The sequence below is a fragment of the Imperialibacter roseus genome, from assembly GCF_032999765.1.
Taxonomy (GTDB): Bacteria; Bacteroidota; Bacteroidia; order Cytophagales; family Cyclobacteriaceae; genus Imperialibacter; species Imperialibacter roseus.
In genome coordinates this window covers 4,102,952-4,119,450 of sequence record NZ_CP136051.1, presented here as the reverse complement: position 1 = coordinate 4,119,450, position 16,499 = coordinate 4,102,952, and the positions used below count along the sequence as shown (strand labels likewise).

Here is a 16,499-nt window from a genome sequence, read left to right as displayed (position 1 = left end):
CCTCCAAGGGTTCGCTTTTAGCTAGCCCCTCTCGGGCACATAACAACTGCCCTGAAAAGGACAAACCCTTGGAGGGTTTTACTACAAAACTTCACTACGTGCATTTGTCTCAAGCGCACCTTCGCTGAATGCTTACCGCAAAAGAATCTCCCTGTCCACGTTTACCTGTTCCAGAAAATAGCTGTCGTGCGATACCACCAGCAGTGTGCCCTCGTATTCGTTGATAGCCCCGGTCAAAATCTCTATGTTCTGAATGTCGAGGTTGTTGGTGGGTTCGTCGAGCACGATAATGTCAGGTGCCTGGTTGCTAATTGTAAGACAGCACAGCATCAAGCGCATTTTTTCGCCGCCGCTCAGCACGCCGCACGACTTGTCCCAGTCCTCCTTCGAAAACAGGAAGCGGGCCAGCCTTATTTTGACTTCGTGTTCCAGCAATGGTGGCTTGGAGGTGTTGAATAGCTGAGCTTGTTCATACACAGTGAGCTTGTTGTCGATCAGCGAGTAATCCTGGTCGATGTAGATGGCTGAGTTGTCCGCCCTGTAGATGGTGCCTGATTGGGGCTTTGTGTCGCCAAGTATTAGCTTGATCAACGTCGTTTTTCCCGAGCCGTTCAGGCCTTTGATAGCTATTCTATCGCCGCTGTTGATGCGGAAATCAATTCCGTGTGCCCAAAGTGCCTTTTCACCATACCCGTAGTTGATTTTTTCCCCCTCTACCAACACCTTGCCTTTATGGAGGTTGGAGCTGTCGAAGCCAAACTTCATTGTGTCCCTGTCGGGCAGCTCTTTTCTAAGGGATGTCAGTGCTGTTGAAATGGTGCCGATTTTATCGGTGTGAACCCCCTTGAGGCGTGAGGTGCTTTTCTCCGCTTTGTCCTTCATGAGGTTCATCATCACTTTGGGCATCCCGGCTTTCTGCTGCTTTTTCTTTCCCCGGGCATCCTGCTTTTGCTTTCTTTCAGCGGCTTCTCTTTCTACTTCCTTCGCTTTGCGAAGGGCCTTTTCTTTGCTGTTCACGTCGTGCTGGAGTGCCTGGCTTTCGATCTCCTTCTGCTCAGCGTAGAACTCGTAGTTCCCTCCGTACATGGTGATTTTGCCCCGGCTGAGCTCATAGACATTGTTAAGCAAGTTCAAAAGCTGCCTGTCGTGGCTCACAACCACCAGCGTTAGCGCATTTGACTGCACCAGCTGGTATAGCAGCTCCCGGCTGCCGGTGTCGAGGTGGTTACTGGGCTCGTCGAGCAGTACGAGCGCCGGTTGATGGATGGCAATACCTGCCAGACACACCTTCGTCTTTTGGCCCCCACTCAGGGTGCCCATGCTGGTGTTTAAAGGCAAGTTGCCAAGCCCCCAATGAGTAAGGGCCTCGCTGCAGCGCTCCTCAATGCTCCAGTCATCGCCGAGGATAGCCATGTTGGCTTCTGTTACCCTGCCGTCCAATATTTGCTGAAGGGCTTCGATTTTGCCGTCAACTTTTAGCGCCTGGGCAACAGTAAGGTCATTGAATTGCCCGAACAACTGCGGAACGTAGTAGGGTGCTGCGTCGGACTGCACTGTCCCGGCCGACGGCTCCAGTCCGCCTGCCATGATTTTCATAAGCACACTCTTTCCTTCACCATTGTTGCCAATCAGGGCAATTTTGTCGTGCCTGTTGATAGAAAGGTTGAGATGACTGAAAAGCACATCCTTGTTGGGATGTGTATAGGTAATATCTTGAAGAATAAGCATAATTTCTTTTCAGGTGGTGGAACAAATACAGCAAAGTCCCGGGGAGGGGGCTGTTTACTTTTTCTGAAAGAAATTAGATTTCACATGGAGTATGACTGTCTGGCTTTTTTCGTACGGAAGCAAGGACGATTTTGTTGCAATGGCCCGGCTTTCATCGAACCATCGCAACTAATCAAGAGCAAAATTATACAGATTTCCACTTTAACCCGAACAACGGCCTCAGGAATTTCACTCTTCTGATCACCTCATAAGTTGCAAAGCATCCCACGCTTGTGACAACCAAAACCATCAGGAACTGGACAGGTGCTGGCAAGTCGAGCTGGAAGATGTATTTCGAGCCGAGATAAAGAAACACCATGTGCAGGATGTATACAGGGTAAGCAGCCTGGCTCAGATAAGCCAGGGCTTTGCCGCCGTGATTCAGGTATTTGTAACCAAAGGCGAAAACCGAGAAGATCCAGAAATTTGACTCTATAGACTGCAGATAGTTAGGAGCCATTTGCTTGAAAACAACCATCCGAATGACGAACAGTGCAGAGCCAATGACCACAAATATCCACTTCCACTTCAGGATCAGTTCCAGAAAGGGCTGCCCGCTGAGCACGAAACAGAAGCCAAAGAAAAACGCCAACAAGCCCAGGAAGAATCCGTGCCATGTGGTGGCGTAAAGGGAGTAAATACCCGGGTTCACCAGCCAGGCTTCTGCGGCGAAAGTTGCCAAAGTAGCGAAAAGGCCAAGGGGATTACCAAATAGCCACTTGATGCCTTTTGCCAGCTTCCCATCGTCGTGGCCTTTCAGGTAGAAAAAGATGGGAGAGAGCACCAGCACATAGGTGAAAATGTTTCCAAGAAACCACAAGTGACCCGGGTTGTACTCGTAGCCGGCTGTCATCTTGTAATAAGACTTCCACAGGTAGATATGGATAGGCACTATGGCGAACATACCGAAAAGGAAAGGCACCAGTATCCGGCCGGTGCGTTCCATCAGCAGCTCCTTCCAGTTCCTGCGGCGCAAGGCAAAATAGACGCCCATGCCCGAAACAAAGAAAAGCAGGGGTATCCGCCACACATTCAGCATCGACATGGGAATCCAAAGTGATTCCCATGTCTTCGTAGAGGCAATGAAGCCAATCATCACCCCCCAGGTTTGGAAACCGATCGCCACATGGTAGATCAGCAGCAAGCCGATGGCAATCACACGCAACCAGTCAATATCGTACCGTCTGTTCGTTGTTGTCATTTGAGTATTCTTTGATACCGGTTATTATTTCAGCATTTCAGCCACCTCAGGTCTTGTTTTTTCTATATAGGCATAGTCCAGCTTAAGGCCCATAGGGGCAAGCATGGTGGCCATCATTTCGTAGCTGCCTTTTACGTCAGCGTACGGTACTGCTACACCGTCATAAGCAGTGGCGCCATATTTATTCTTAATGGTTTTGTCGGCACCCTTATCGAGCAGCATCTGCACAATTGCCGGGCGGCAGAAGAAAGCAGCCGAGGTCAGTGCAGTAGAACCATCATTGTTTTGGAAGTTAATGTCAGCACCTGCATCGATAAGAAGTTTGGCTGCTTCGGGTTTGCCGAACACTGCCGCTGAGATCAGTGGACTGGAGCCTCCGAATGGGTCTTTCTCATTCAGGTTGGAGCCGGCAGCGATATGCTGCTTTACTGCTTCAAGGTTTCCGGAGATTACCGCCGTGTGAATGTCAACATCCGGTGCTGCAACTGTTGTACTTTCGCTGGCCGATTCACTTTTTACTTTTTTGTCGGAGCAGGCTGCTGTCACTAAAAGAGCGGCTGCGAGCGCCAATGTTGTAGCTGTTTTCATTGTGTTTTTCATCATCGTTTTCATAGTGCTGTGTTTTAAGTTTTTGCAAGAATTTGTTTTGATACAAAGGTGGGGCATACCGTGACGCAGCGTTAAACATGGATGACGCCAAAAGCATAAAGTTTGCTGAAGCATTAGCATTTATGACGATTCGATATAAAATATGACGCAAGCCGGGTAAAAAACTTTGGAAATGAAGTGGTTAGATGAGGTTGCTACTTCAAATGGGAATCGCCATTTTTGTTGAGCCAAAAGAAACCACCGCCACCTAACGATGGAGAACCAAACGTCTGCGGGCAATCCGGCAGAAAACGATTTTTTGAACCAACTAACAGAGATCATCGGCGACAACCTGTCGGATGAAAACTTTGGAGTGTCGGAGCTGGCCAGTGAGGTGAACATGAGCCGTTCGAACCTCCTGCGCAAAATCAACAAACTGACCAAACTGTCAGCCAGCCAGTTTATTCGCCAGGAAAGGCTAAAAAAGGGCATGGAGTTGCTCCGTCAAACCTCGATGAATGTGTCGGAGGTGTCGTACAAAGTGGGTTTTGGCAGCACATCCTACTTTATCAAATGCTTTCGGGAGTATTATGGTTATCCGCCAGGGGAGGTGGGGAAAAGAGAACATCACGAACCTGTGAGTTCGGCTGTTGTTGAGAAAAGAAAGTCGCTCCTGGTTCCGGCATTGGCGGTGGGAACCTTGCTAGTTATCGGGGCGCTGGCCTTGTGGTTTTTCAATCAGCCGCAGGCACCGGAAGCTGCGTTGGCTCCGCTCGATAAGTCAATAGCCGTGCTGCCCTTCAAAAACGAAAGCAACGACTCCACCAACGTTTACCTTATCAATGGGCTGATGGAGTCGACCCTGACTAACCTGCAAAAGATGCGTGACGTCAGGGTGATCAGCCGCACATCTTCTGAAAAGTACCGCAACACCAGCAAGTCAATTCCTGAAATGGCGAAGGAATTGAACGTAAGCTATTTCGTAGAAGGGAGTGGACAGAAAATTGGTGATAAAATATTGTTGAACATCCAGTTGATAGAAGCAGCCACCGACCGCCACCTTTGGGCCAAGCAGTACAGAAGAGAGGCGAAAGATATTTTTGAATTGCAGGAAGAAGTAGCCAAAAACATTGCCGAGGAGATACAGGTGTTCATTACACCGGAAGAGGAAGAAAGAATTGGAAAGCGGCCGACAGAGAGCCTCGCAGCCTATGATTTTTACCTGAAAGGCACCGAGCTATTTTACCAAAGCACTGGAGAAAGTCTTAGGGCTTCTATTCCCTATTACAAGAATGCTATTGATATCGACGATCAATTTGCCCTGGCCTATGCCGATCTCACCATGGTGTATTTTTACCTGGATATCTATCGATCAGATAAGCAGTACAAAGAGGAAATAAGCCAGGCTTCGGAAAAGGCATTCGCTACTGATCCGACGCTGGCAGAGAGCCTTGTGGCAAAAGCTCTGGCCTACATTTATGAGGGAAAAAACGAGCAGGCAGTGCCCTACCTGGAAAAAGCACTGGAGTACAACCCCAACTCGGGTGTTGTTCTTCACTTTCTTTCTGAATATTATTTTTCCCGCCAGCCGGATACGGGCAAGTATCTGGAGTATGCTTTAATGAAAGCGAGAGTGGACATTGCGGCCGACTCCGCCACCCAGAGTTACAACTACCTGCAAATAAGTAATGCGTTGGTGCAGGCAGGGTTCGTGGATGAAGCACTTTTTTACATCGACAAATCCCTTGCGTATGAGCCTGGCAACACTATAGCCAAGATGGTAAAAGTATTCACCCAGCTAGCCAAAACCAGAAGCTTTGTTAAGGCAAAAGACTTTCTACTGAAAGAGCTGGAAAATGATCCCAACAATATGATGTTCTTACAAGAGTTGGGTAACACGTACTTTGTGCTGAGGGACTATGAAAATTCTTACCGTTACTACAAAAAATTCGTCAACCTGAAGGACAGCCTTCATCTTGATTTGTATGCCCACGCCAACCTTAAGATTGGGGCTGTGTATGAAAAAATGGGTTTTAATGAGGAGGCCCGGCTATTCGTCAGTCGCTATAAACAGTATGCCGACAACGACCCGACGATTTACATGCATGTGAACCAGGCCGCACACTTCGCCTATTTGAAAGATTGGCCAAAAGCCATCGAGGAGGTGACCTTGTTTTCAAAACAGGATAACTTCTACATTTGGGTGCTATTGCTGGATATGGATCCCATGTTTGAACCTATCAAAGATTGGCCTGAATTTCAAAAGGCATTTGGCGAGGTAACGGCCAAGTTTTGGAGGGACCATGAGGAGATTAAAGCCCACCTGGGGGAGAAGGGGCTGCTGCCGATAACACTTTAGTCCCTAATCAAACTCGCTGGGTTTGTGTTCCATGTTCTTCCAATACTAAGTACAACGGTAGTTATCCCAAGCACAAGCACGCCAAGACAGGCTGCCACAAACGCCCAGGGGCTGATGCCGTCTCTCAGCGCAAAGGACTGCAGCCATTGGGACACCAGCCAGAAGCAAACCGGTGCGATCATGACGAACGAGAGACCAATGAGCATCAGGTATTCCGTTGAAAATAGTCTCACGATGGAGCCATAGCTGGCACCAATGATTTTGCGAACGCCCACTTCCTTTTTCCTTTGTGAAATGGTGAGGGAGCAGAGGCCAAAAAGCCCCAGACACGAGACCATGATGGTGAGTACGCTGAAGGAAGTGAACAGGGTAAGGGCTCTGTCTTCCTGATCGTACTGAGCGGCCAGGGATTGATCCAGGAAATGGGCGCTAAAAGGGTCGTTCGGAAAAAGATTTTTCCACTCTTGCTCCAACAAAGGCATTTGATCAGCCACTGGGTAGTCGGCCCGGAAACGCACCAGCATATGCACGGTAACGTCATCGCCAAACATGATGATTGTGGGCTCCACCCCCACATGAAGAGACTGGAAATAATAGTCCTCCATCACACCCACAACTTTTACCGAGCCATCGGCATGCACCTGCTCGCTGAGGGGATCGTCCCAGCCCCAAAGTTGAGCGAATGCTGTATTCACAATGGCGGTGGTATGTTTATCTCCAGGGCGGGTTGCGTCAAAGTTACGCCCTTCAAGCAGCGCTACGTCCAGCGTCGGAAGGTAGTCTGCATCAACAGTGAACACATTCACCAGCCTGCTTTCGCCATCGGGTTTTACGCCCAAAGTGCCTTTTCGGGGTTCTTCGTCGGGGATGGCACCGTAGCCCGTACCCGACACCTTTTCTATGGCGCTGTTTTGTAACAAAATCTGTTTGAACACATTCAGACTTCCTGCCGCCAGCGAATCGTCAGGTGTGTCGATCACTACCACGTTCTCTTTACGGAAACCCATGTCGTAGTTACTCATGAATCGCATTTGCCGGTGGATAAGCAGCGTACAAATGATCAGTCCCATGGCAATGGCAAACTGCACCAATATGGAGGCTTTGCGGAACCATTGACCCCGGATGCCAGTGATTTTTCCTTTCAGCGCCTGTAAAGGTTGAATAGAGGAAGTGAAAAAAGCTGGAAAGCTGCCAGCCAGCACACCCACCAGCAGCACTGTGGCAAAAGAGAGCGAGAGGAAGGTGAAATTGAACAGGCGGATGGCTTCGAAGCTTTTACCGGTAATTTCATTGAACAGCGGCATGGCCACCACCACCATTAGCATGGCAATGATAAAAGCCATCAGGGCGATGAGCACCGATTCGCTGAGGTATTTAAAAACTAGCTGAGGGAAACGGGCGCCAACAATCTTACGGATGCCCACTTCCCGGCCTCGTTCGAGAGACTGCACCAGAGAAAAGTTGATGAAATTGATGCTGCCGATGACCAACATGAGCAGCGCCACTGAAGCGATGATAGAAATGAAGGCCATATTGCCTTTAGGCGTGTCGTCGTAAGTGGGCTCCCGAAAATGAACGCCACTCAGTGACTCCACCGGCATGGCGATGGTGAGGTCAGCCTCGTCCAGCAGGTCGTTAAGGGTTTTTTCAGCCTCGCTCACCATTCGTTCTTTGAAGGAAATGAGCGCTGGATCGGATTGAAGGTATTGTTCTTTGAGCAGCACATAAGTATGGTATTCAAAATCGAACCATCCTTTCTCTGCCTGGCTGTCCATTGACACCAGGGCGGTAAATTTAAGGTCGGTAGTCGTCGGAATGTCGTGCATGAGCCCCGTGACCTGGTAGGGCTGCTCATTGATGGTAAGCACTTTGCCCATGGGCTCTTCTGCGCCAAAGTACTTCTCAGCCAGGGTTTTTGTCAGCACAATACTATTGGGAGCTGTGAGGGCGGTGCCGGGGTCTCCTTCAACGAAGGGGAAAGTAAGTACCTGAAAGATTTCCGGGTCGGCTTGGAACATGTCATTCTCCTGAAAGATGTTGGAGCCGTACTTGACTGACCGAACAGTCATGGAGGTTGTTCGCACTGCCTCCTCCACTTCGGGAAAGTCCTGCTTCAGCATGGGTGTGAGCGCTCCCGGAGCGGTAGACACTTTGGTGACCGATTCGCCCGAGTTGATCTGCGAAGTGACCACATAGATTCGGTCGAGCTTCTCGTGGTACTGGTCGTAGCTGAGCTCTTCGGTGATGTACAAGCCAATGAAAATGCAGGCGGCAAAGCCAATAGCCAGCCCGAAAACATTGATGAAGCTGAGCGTTTTGTGGCGGGAAAGGAAGCGAAGGTAGGAAGTTAGGTTTTGCATTGACAGGAGTTTGGTTGAACCTATAGTCGGGGCGATGGTGGCCGCTTGTTAGTACCCAGAGTCAATAAGGTACTTTTTGGTTGGAGATTTGTTCAACGGAGTGCAGGAACAAAGGCTTCGGCTGCAAATTTGGCTGTATATGTTTTATCGCAGCCACAAACCTTGCTTTCAGCTGCCGAGGAAATTCCTGAGTGCGAATAAATTTGTATATTTGTTAATATGAAAGACGCAGTAAAAGACGCATTAAGAGCTGAAAAAGCAATGAATGAGGCTTTAAAGAGAGAAAAGGCATCCCGTGGAGGGAAAAAGCAGTTAGTCGCTCCAAAAGTGATAGTTGTTGCAGAAAAAATCTGAATTCAGCTCGTCGCCATTTTTTATTGTCATTGCCGGACCCAACGGTGCCGGCAAGTCGACTACGAGTAAAGAAATACTTAGGCCGTATGAGATAGAAGCCTTTGATTGGGATAAGGAATTCCAATCAGTATGGAGAAAATTTGACTTTGATCCCCTGCTTGCCGAAGGAATCAGGGAGTCTATCAACTCAAAATTTGAATCGTATTTGTCTCATTCATTTTCACAAGATAAGTCGGTAGCCTACGAAACAAATTTCCACTCAGAATACAATATCCAACTAGCAAAAAAAGCTAAGAAATTGGGTTATGCAACGATTCTATACTTCTTGGCGCTGACCGATCCTACCATTGCAATTCAGCGTGTCCAGGAAAGAGTCAGGAAAGGCGGCCACGCAGTGAGTGAGTCCACGATTAGAGAAAGATTTACCAGAGGCCTGCAAATATTCGACGATAAAGCTATATCGGCTTTTGACCGAATAGCATTGTATAACTCTTCTAATAGCTTTGAATTGCAATTTGTGATCGAAGATCAAATGCCGATATTCATCAAAGATATAGACAACGATTTAATCACGTTATTACCTAACCTGAAGGCTCTTTTAGGATACAGATAATGTTTCGATACATCCTTTTTTTGAGAAATCGGCCTAACTCATCTGAGCAGCAAAGCTCGGCAATAGCAGCTGGGGACATAGCAAGGAACCGGCCTTGAGTCGCTTACGACAGCGTACGATCTGTACTCAGAGGGAAGGATCGTATAGGTGGGGCTAGCTGATCACTTACCTAGTAATTAACCTAGAATTAAGAAGCACAACCAGTATATTGAGTCAGCTATCATGTTGATTGCGAACCGATTTATCAAGGGCTTTTTGAGATAGATAAACCAATGCAAAAGGAAATTACGCAAGGGAACCTTGGTGCAATCAATGCTCTAAAGGGATATAGAACTCAAGCACTTTATTCTATACATAGAGTAATGGAGGATGGAAATCCTGACTTGATCTATGTCCCAGAAGGAATAGAGGATCTTGATGTTTTCGATCAGAATGGCATTCTTTTGGAATGTATACAGATTAAGGCTACAACAGGTACGTTATCATTTTCGAATCTCATCTCTGGTAAAAAAGGCTCGTTCTTTCATAGAGCTGTAGAGACCTTTGAAAAAGGACATAGACCGAAACTGCAAGTGAAATGTTTTGGTAAGTTAAGTGAGTCATTGCTTAATTCATTTTCAGAAGAGACCAGTATCGATGTATTCATTGAAAAATTTGAAAAGTACGGTTTCAAAAAGGAGCAAATCACCTATTTGAAGGAAAATACGTTTTTTGAGGCTCTCTCTGAGAGTGACTATCAGCAAAGGACTATCGACTTAATTAAAAACAAGGCTGTTGCTGTTGACTCTATCCATGCTCTTGAGTATTTGCACTATTGGCTTTTCTTCCTTTCTGAGAAAGGCGGATCAGTCACCGAGCGCAGTCTTTTATCAAAACTCAATGATATTGGAAGATTTATTAATGAAAGAGAAAATTTTCACCGACACCTGCATTCGTCAATTCGTGTAATTAAAGAAAATGCTAGTGACGATGAACAAGCTGAGAAGCTTAGTGAGAGTTTTTATCAAGGGACTGGTGTAAAATATTCCCATATTAAGGCTAATCTTGATGTAAAAAGGGATGAGAAATTAAATCGGATATCCGAATCCTTTTTCAATAATGACTCAGTCATAATTCACGGAGCATCAGGACAAGGAAAAAGTGCTTTAGCATATCGTTTTATAGGTGATTATTACCCGATGCTCACCTACGAAGTGATTATTTTAGATCGATTAGATTCTACTTTAGAGCAGATACAAGCTTTAAGGGCAATTTCCAAATCATTAGAAATTCCTATAATCATCTATATTGATGTCCCGCCAGGGAATCAAAATTGGATGCAGATTCTAAAAGATTTTGCATTTAGCAGACCTTTTAAATTTTTAGTGACGATAAGGGAAGAGGACTGGAACAGAACACCTGAAAAAGGTACTGAATTTACATTTGAAGATATCTATCTCGAATTCGCTGAAGAAGAAGCCAAATTAATATACGAGCGCCTCAATGAGCGGTTATTGGATAAGAAATTCACTGATTTTGATGAAGCGTGGTTGGTTTATGGAGGTAAGGGACCTTTGTTGGAATTTACATATCTAGTCACACAAGGAAAGACTCTAAGATCCAAAATTGAGAGTCAGTTAAATCGAATAGAAAACGAGAACCATGAATTTATTCAGCTTCTAAAAATAGTGAGTTTTTCGGATTCTTATGGAGCAAGAGTTCGTGTAAAAGCACTACAGGAGACCAATGGCTTTGACAAACTCCGACTGGCCGTCTCTTTTTTAGAGAGGGAATATCTTCTGCAATTTTCCGAAAATGAATTATGGTTAATTGGATTGCATCCAATTAGATCAGAAATAATATCGCAGCTTCTTCACCTAAGTAACCATGATTTAGAATCGACATGTCTTAAAAGCTTGGACTTGATTGAGGGGGCCGATTTGTTTGTTTTTCTGACCGGTGCCTTTCGAAGTGATTTCATTAAAAGAGAAACTGTCATAGACAAATTGAATTGCTGTAGTTGGGATGATTACGTCTCCTGTCAAAAGGTGTGCAATTCACTAGTTTGGTTGGGTACGAAAGCTTTTATTGAAAGCCATCATAAATTAATCGATGAAATCTATAGAGAGGATACGGCATTACTCACACTTAAAGCCCATTTGGATTTCACCGGTACAGTTTCATTAATTAAATTTTTTGAGGATAATGACAATTGGAAAGAGAGGGTTCAGCGGAATGTGAGGTTATTTGAGGAATATGAAATTTCAAAAGAAGATATTTTTAAGTATGCTCGGAACTGGCTAGAGGTTGTTGAAATTAATATCGAATCAATTCGATATGATATAGAGCTCTCTGCATTTGGCGAATTTCTATTCTGGTTAGGTTATCTGCTGCCTGAAAAAAGGATACATCTCAATGAAAACGATATAGTCTCAGCAATTGGTCGATTTTCTATTCAATCCGCATCCAGAGCTATGTTTGGTATGCATACCTATGACAAGGATGCTAAGAAAGTTGCCATTGATTGTGAAGAGCAATTTTTAGAAAGGCTACAGAGCCAATATAAAATTGCACTAATTGAAAGGGACAGTTACTCAATTAAGGCTCACTTTATTCTGGATATATTCGAGGACTATGACGAAGAAGGAAATATTCCCCACCTAAGGAAGCTTGAAATTATCGATGCATTGCGATATAGTTTGCCTTATTTAAGAAAACATGGAGCGAAGGCGTATGGTCATAAAATTTATTTGCTATCCCTGGAACATGATGATTCTGAGGCCGAAATTCCAGTAGAGAATAATCCGGTAGAATATCTAGTTGATCTTAACTCTGTACTACAAAATCTATTTGTTTTCAAAAAAAGACCTTTTGATTGGTCTGATTTTGTGAAACAAATGTTGGAGATTAGGAAAGACGCAATATCCCTTCTTGGTGGTTTTCTTGATGTACTAGAAGAGTATCATCGAAAAAAGCGGGCGCAAGTGATTCTTGGAGAATATGCGTTAAAGGTTATAACAGATGACCAGTTGGCTATTCAGTTTGCATTGTTGTTTCCACAAAGTATTTCAGATGAATCGGGTTTAGTAGCAGAAGGAGAGAGGGAGAGTGAATTCAAACAGAATATATTAGTTGATAACACTATTTCCATACTCAATAGAAAATTTAAGGGTTATCGGGATCGACATAATGACATTTTTCGCTCACTAGATAGCTTCCACTGGCAATCCATTAAGTGTATAGTTGATAAATTGAATTTATCTCTTGATAAACATCGAGGGTTAATGAGAACTTCCCTTGTTAATATATTCGATGCTTATGAGAGATTGAGTGAATACCAAACCTCTTTTGGACAACATTTTGAAAAATATTTAGATTCTGATGATCTTAAAGAATTACAAGATAGAGAAGAGCAAATTTTACGTTCTCTGGCCTTCGGATGGAAGCATATTATCAATCCAACACAAATTCCCTTTAAAAAAAGCCTTAGGAAAGAATCGTTTGACTATCTGAATAAGTTGAAAGGGGACTTTGAGAGGCGGGTTAAGAGAGATTGCAGTAGAGAAACGGAAGGAAGTAATTACATAATCCAACTGGAACCGCATTTCATTGAAGAAACAAAGACGGTAATTATTGTTGCTGACGCGGTGGATGCCTTAGACAACCTAAATGGACTTGCTCTTGCATTAAAAGTATTTAATAATGTAATTGGGGGGTGTAAATACCTAAGTTTGAAACATTTGATGCTTGATCTTAACTATAACAGTTTCTGGGTCGTCACATCCGTTTTCAATCAAGTTGCTCATAGCCAAGCCTATAAATTTAAATTGCATCAGTTCACTTTAGGAGGTATTGAAAATTTGCAACCATCTTCATTCATTCCTGATGAAGTTGATAGACGTCTAACTGAACAACTAGGTCTTGAAGTTAAGTCTGATCACAAAGGACAAGTTGCCCTTGCGGATTCTATGATGAAGTATTATCATGAATTAACCATTACTATGGGAGTTACTTCACAGTTGTCTGTATTAGCTGATTTTGATGGATACTCTCAAATAGGTGAGGTTATTCTTAAGGAACAGATTCAAAAATCGATTGATAAAGCTGGAAAATCATTTTACGAATTAGCAGGAAATTTGTCGGAGCAATTGAAATATTTTGAGAGAAGAAATGATATTGATGAATTGGATCAGGAATATTTTTCATTTTTATCAGATATAGGTAAAGCTATTTCACCAGTGCCGAACGATGAGGGTGAAGAGAATATCGAGGTGACTTTAAATCTTGAGCAGGTTGAGCAGTGGAAAGATAGATTGGAAAAAGTGGGTGAGAAAATCACTCTCGTTTACTTATTTTTATTGCAACAAGCATTTGAAGAAGAGTAGCATGTGTTGTTTAGACGAAAGAACAGTGAGAAATAGGGTGTGGATTTTATTTGTGTATTTATATCAGAAATGAGGTCCAACTTTCTTGGTCTGAAATTCCGTTAGTCGGAGCAGCTAGGCCACCAATAGCAAACAACAGCACTTAACGCTAGTTCCTGCCCAGGGAAAACAGAGACAACCAGCCTATCCACATGCCCACCATCACCCTCCATACCCACATCGCTGCACCAATCAGCGGTTGTTTCGACCTGTCCACGACCATATGACGGAAGAGGCTGGAAGACCGATGACAGGAGCTCTGCCTGCCCGCCTACTTCCACCAACTTTCCCCCGCTACCAAATACTTCTCTTTGATAAGCTTTTCATTGAGCTCGATCCCGAAGCCCGGCCGGTCGCTAAGCTGGATATGGCCGTTTTTAATGACCTCTTTGTCGTAACCAAGCACATCAGGGTCGCCATTGATGCCATTGCCTGCCTTGTTCTTAGGATGGAAGATAAACGCTTCATGAGCCACAAACTCCCTCACCGATGCGGCGAAATTAGCTGAGGCAATGGTGGCCACAGGGCCAGCTACATTGTGTGTACACACGGGGATGTAATAAGTCTCAGCCATGTCGGCGATTTTCTTCGCCTCCAGCAGCCCGCCTGCCATGGAAACGTCAATCTCTATCATGTTCACGCCCTGGTTCACGATAAAAGGCCGGAAGTCATCACGGGTATACAGGTTTTCGCCTGTCAGGATGGGTACGGGCGACTTTTCTGTCAGCTTCACCCATTGCTCATTGTAGGCGATAGGTAGCGGGTCTTCCATCCAGATGGGACGTATAGGTGCTACTGCATTGGCCAGCCGCAGGGCACTGTCGAAATCAAACTCCCAGTGACAGTGCACGGCAATATCGAATTCGAGCCCGAGCGCTTCTCTCATGTTGGTGTAGCCTGTTCCATTGCGGTCTGCTTCTATATTTGATAGCCGGCGGTTGTCAAGCTTGTTCCACTCCTGGTCTCTTAGGATATTGGTTTTACAGGCTGTCCATCCCTGGCTTTTCATCAGCTCGGCAAATTCGGCGCAGGAGTCTTTGCTCAGCATGTCCTGAGGGCCCGACGAGGCATAGGCCCTCACTTCCTTTACGTGGCTGCCACCGCCTAATATTTTGTGCACAGGCTGTTCCGTGATTTTGCCGATCAGGTCCCACATGGCAAACTCCACACCGGTGATGGCGTGGGTGGCCAGGCCATGGTTGCCGCCATAGTAGGAGGTGCGGGTACTCATTTTGAATACGAGGTATTCAAGGTCCAGCGGATCCTGATCCATCAGAATGGGCTTGCAAACATTTTGGATGATGTCTTTGGCACCATACCCAGTTTCATCGTGGTGGCATTCGCCAATACCCACCAGCCCCACATTGGTGCTGATCTTGACGAGCGGACTTACCCGAAAGCCGATTTTGGTTAATACACATTGCACATCGGTTATTTTGACTTTTCCGGCAAGTGAGTTGGCCAGCAAATCCAGGTACGGCATAAAAGCCAGAGCAGGCGTGGCCAGTGCTACGTTTCGGACAAAGGTTCTTCTCTTCATGTAGGTAGTGTTTGGGCGTTTGATAAAAATAGGGAATTATATCACTTATCGACAAACAACCCGGCAAAATAGCCATAGAGAGAGCCATACCCAGAGGAACCGGCGTGGAACGATGAATATGTAGGTCGAAAGGCTAAATATTCATTCCCCAATGGTAGAAGCTATTCCCGCTTCGGCGGCGGACCGATCGCTCCGGCGAACCGGTGGCCGCAGAAAATCAAAATTTATACACATGAATCCATGCCTTTCATTCCTTCAGGCGGGCCTTCTGAGCCGGTACTTAATGAAGCGACGCTGGCCTATATACACCTCGCTTTCTTCTGTGAAGCCGAGACGCAGCAGGCCTTTCAACCTGGTTCGGCTGGGGGGAAACAGCACGGTGACGGACTCCAGCCCCATTTCTGTAAACGCCCGGCCAATGATTTTCTGGTAAAGCTTTTTTCCAAGGCCCCAGTAGCCGGGGTGCAGCACCAGGGCCAGGTCCGCTTCGCCCGCCTCAGGCTGCAAGCCACCCCAGCCCGCAAATACATCGTCGACTACAAATGCCCACGGGCCATAGCCATGTTCGTTCCATAGCCGGGTTTTGGCTGCTACGAAGGCAGCGCAGGCGGCTTCGTCAAAGTAGTCGGTTAGCAGGGGCATCTGCCGCCTCACAAGGGGGTTGTTCATCAACGCCACGATGGCTGAGGTGCTTACCTCAGAAAGCTGCCTGAACTCAATAGTCATCTTTTTCTAATAGGGGTAATATGATGGATTGAAGGGTGGGGAGCACCTCTTCCCGAAACCAGCTGTTTCTCTTTTGCCAGATATTGTTGCGGGGCGATGGATGGGGAAGGGGTAAGTATTCCGGCAGATAGGCTTGATAGTTCTTCACTGTCTCAGTTAAAGTGCTCATGCATCTTTCTTTCAAATAGTAGGTCTGGGCATACTGCCCGATCAGCAGCGTGAGCCGCACCTCAGGCATTGATTCCAACACAGGTTGATGCCACAAAGGAGCGCATTCAGGCCTTGGGGGCAGGTCGCCGCTTTTTCCGGTGCCAGGATAGCAAAAACCCATGGGCATGAGTGTCAGCAGTCTGTCATTGTAGAAGATTTCCCGGTTCATTCCAAGCCAGCTTCTCAGGTTATCGCCGCTGGCATCGTCCCAGGGGATGCCACTTTGCTGTACTTTGAGGCCGGGCGCCTGCCCGATCACCACAATCCGGGCCAATGGGCTGGCCTGAATGACCGGCCTTGGGAAATAGGGCAGGTGCTCTTTGCACAGGCTGCAGGCCCTGATATCATTGAGTAGTTTGTTCATGTGTGGAAGTACAA

General features: G+C 46.0%; 11 protein-coding genes. 4 read left to right on the top strand and 7 right to left on the bottom strand.

Features of this window, described 5'->3' with window-relative positions:
- Nucleotides 1-132 precede the first annotated feature (132 nt).
- From abc-f to RT717_RS17280, 3 genes are all read right to left on the bottom strand, one after another.
- Nucleotides 133-1,728, bottom strand: coding sequence for a ribosomal protection-like ABC-F family protein (gene abc-f, locus RT717_RS17290; protein WP_317487640.1), 1,596 nt, complete (start codon nt 1,726-1,728; stop codon nt 133-135).
- A 184-nt stretch (nt 1,729-1,912) separates the two neighbouring features.
- Nucleotides 1,913-2,968 carry an acyltransferase family protein gene (locus RT717_RS17285; protein WP_317487639.1) on the bottom strand — a complete coding sequence of 352 codons (1,056 nt, stop codon included), beginning with the start codon at nt 2,966-2,968 and terminating at the stop codon, nt 1,913-1,915.
- 24 nt (nt 2,969-2,992) lie between these two features.
- Entirely contained in the window at nt 2,993-3,580 is a 588-nt protein-coding gene (locus RT717_RS17280; RefSeq protein WP_317487638.1) for an ankyrin repeat domain-containing protein, read from the bottom strand.
- A gap of 250 nt (nt 3,581-3,830) precedes the next feature.
- Between RT717_RS17280 and RT717_RS17275 the strand changes: the two genes are divergently transcribed.
- Nucleotides 3,831-5,915: a helix-turn-helix domain-containing protein gene (locus tag RT717_RS17275; protein ID WP_317487637.1), complete on the top strand. Its 2,085-nt coding sequence runs from the start codon at nt 3,831-3,833 to the stop codon at nt 5,913-5,915.
- Here RT717_RS17275 and RT717_RS17270 read toward each other — a convergent pair.
- Nucleotides 5,912-8,275: an ABC transporter permease gene (locus tag RT717_RS17270; RefSeq protein ID WP_317487636.1), complete on the bottom strand. Its 2,364-nt coding sequence runs from the start codon at nt 8,273-8,275 to the stop codon at nt 5,912-5,914. The genes RT717_RS17275 and RT717_RS17270 overlap by 4 nt on opposite strands.
- Before the next feature lie 219 nt (nt 8,276-8,494).
- Here RT717_RS17270 and RT717_RS17265 point away from each other — a divergent pair, with 219 nt between their 5' ends.
- The 3 genes from RT717_RS17265 (at nt 8,495) to RT717_RS17255 (ending at nt 13,606) form a co-directional block, all read left to right on the top strand.
- Nucleotides 8,495-8,629, top strand: a complete 135-nt coding sequence (locus tag RT717_RS17265; protein WP_317487635.1) for a hypothetical protein — start codon at nt 8,495-8,497, stop codon at nt 8,627-8,629.
- Nucleotides 8,610-9,242: a zeta toxin family protein gene (locus RT717_RS17260; protein WP_317487634.1), complete on the top strand. Its 633-nt coding sequence runs from the start codon at nt 8,610-8,612 to the stop codon at nt 9,240-9,242. Before RT717_RS17265 ends, RT717_RS17260 begins: the two co-directional genes overlap by 20 nt.
- 272 nt (nt 9,243-9,514) lie before the next feature.
- On the top strand, nt 9,515-13,606 hold the full coding sequence (locus RT717_RS17255; RefSeq protein WP_317487633.1) for a hypothetical protein: 4,092 nt from the start codon (nt 9,515-9,517) through the stop codon (nt 13,604-13,606).
- 310 nt (nt 13,607-13,916) lie between these two features.
- On the opposite strand, the gene RT717_RS17250 is transcribed toward RT717_RS17255, so the two are convergent.
- The 3 genes from RT717_RS17250 to RT717_RS17240 all read right to left on the bottom strand — a co-directional run bounded on the left by RT717_RS17250 (nt 13,917) and on the right by RT717_RS17240 (nt 16,485).
- Nucleotides 13,917-15,185: a mandelate racemase/muconate lactonizing enzyme family protein gene (locus tag RT717_RS17250; protein ID WP_317487632.1), complete on the bottom strand. Its 1,269-nt coding sequence runs from the start codon at nt 15,183-15,185 to the stop codon at nt 13,917-13,919.
- A 255-nt stretch (nt 15,186-15,440) separates the two neighbouring features.
- On the bottom strand, nt 15,441-15,911 hold the full coding sequence (locus tag RT717_RS17245) for a GNAT family N-acetyltransferase (protein WP_317487631.1): 471 nt from the start codon (nt 15,909-15,911) through the stop codon (nt 15,441-15,443).
- Nucleotides 15,901-16,485 carry a uracil-DNA glycosylase family protein gene (locus RT717_RS17240; protein WP_317487630.1) on the bottom strand — a complete coding sequence of 195 codons (585 nt, stop codon included), beginning with the start codon at nt 16,483-16,485 and terminating at the stop codon, nt 15,901-15,903. The genes RT717_RS17245 and RT717_RS17240 overlap by 11 nt, the downstream gene beginning before the upstream one ends.
- Between the last annotated feature and the right edge of the window lie 14 nt (nt 16,486-16,499).

What these genes read in the sequence shown, in the direction of transcription:
- abc-f (WP_317487640.1), bottom strand. Translation starts at nt 1,728, where the DNA reads ATGCTTATTCTTCAAGATATTACCTATACACATCCCAACAAGGATGTG.
- RT717_RS17285 (WP_317487639.1), bottom strand. Translation starts at nt 2,968, where the DNA reads ATGACAACAACGAACAGACGGTACGATATTGACTGGTTGCGTGTGATT.
- RT717_RS17280 (WP_317487638.1), bottom strand. Translation starts at nt 3,580, where the DNA reads ATGAAAACGATGATGAAAAACACAATGAAAACAGCTACAACATTGGCG.
- RT717_RS17275 (WP_317487637.1), top strand. Translation starts at nt 3,831, where the DNA reads ATGGAGAACCAAACGTCTGCGGGCAATCCGGCAGAAAACGATTTTTTG.
- RT717_RS17270 (WP_317487636.1), bottom strand. Translation starts at nt 8,275, where the DNA reads ATGCAAAACCTAACTTCCTACCTTCGCTTCCTTTCCCGCCACAAAACG.
- RT717_RS17265 (WP_317487635.1), top strand. Translation starts at nt 8,495, where the DNA reads ATGAAAGACGCAGTAAAAGACGCATTAAGAGCTGAAAAAGCAATGAAT.
- RT717_RS17255 (WP_317487633.1), top strand. Translation starts at nt 9,515, where the DNA reads ATGCAAAAGGAAATTACGCAAGGGAACCTTGGTGCAATCAATGCTCTA.
- RT717_RS17250 (WP_317487632.1), bottom strand. Translation starts at nt 15,185, where the DNA reads ATGAAGAGAAGAACCTTTGTCCGAAACGTAGCACTGGCCACGCCTGCT.
- RT717_RS17245 (WP_317487631.1), bottom strand. Translation starts at nt 15,911, where the DNA reads ATGACTATTGAGTTCAGGCAGCTTTCTGAGGTAAGCACCTCAGCCATC.
- RT717_RS17240 (WP_317487630.1), bottom strand. Translation starts at nt 16,485, where the DNA reads ATGAACAAACTACTCAATGATATCAGGGCCTGCAGCCTGTGCAAAGAG.